Source organism: Acidisphaera rubrifaciens HS-AP3 (assembly GCF_000964365.1).
Classification (GTDB): domain Bacteria; phylum Pseudomonadota; class Alphaproteobacteria; order Acetobacterales; family Acetobacteraceae; genus Acidisphaera; species Acidisphaera rubrifaciens.
The window spans coordinates 1-523 of record NZ_BANB01000368.1 but is presented as its reverse complement, the minus strand read 5'-3'; the positions used below and the strand labels follow the sequence as shown (position 1 = coordinate 523).

The following is a 523-nucleotide window of genomic DNA, read 5'->3' as shown; positions in this document are numbered from 1 at the left end:
GGGCGCCGGGCGGGCCGGGCGCTGGTGGCTGGCGCTCGGCGCCGCCGCGCTGCTGACGCTGGTGCTGGCCGTCGCCGTGCTCTGGCTGCTGATCGAGGGCGTGGGCGTCTGGGGCAACAACATCCCCGTCACCTGGGCGCTCGACATCGTCGGCTACGACTGGTGGATCGGCGTCGCCTGCGGCGCGCTGCTGGTCGCGGCGGTGCTGGTGCTGTCCGACCGCGCCGGCGGCGCGGCGCTGCGCCGCATCAGCGAGACGATCGCCGTGCTGGCGGCCTGCGCCGCCGGGCTCTATCCGGTCATCCATCTCGGCAGGCCCTGGTTCTTCTATTGGAACCTGCCGTATTTCAACACCTTCCTGCTGTGGCCGCAGGTGCGCAGCCCGCTGTTCTGGGACGCGATCGACATCGTCAGCTATCTCGGGGTGGCGGTCTGCCTCTGGTATGCCGGGCTGCTGCCGGATCTGGCGGTGATGCGCGACCGCGCCGTGGAACGCGCGTGGCGCGAGCCGCGTGGCCGCGAC

1 protein-coding gene is annotated in these 523 nt (G+C 72.5%); it reads left to right on the top strand.

Annotated elements, in window-relative coordinates; all coding sequences use genetic code 11:
- Positions 1 to 523, top strand: a 523-nt coding sequence (nrfD, locus tag B8460_RS11235) for an NrfD/PsrC family molybdoenzyme membrane anchor subunit (RefSeq protein ID WP_048861688.1), incomplete at both ends; no start/stop codon positions are given.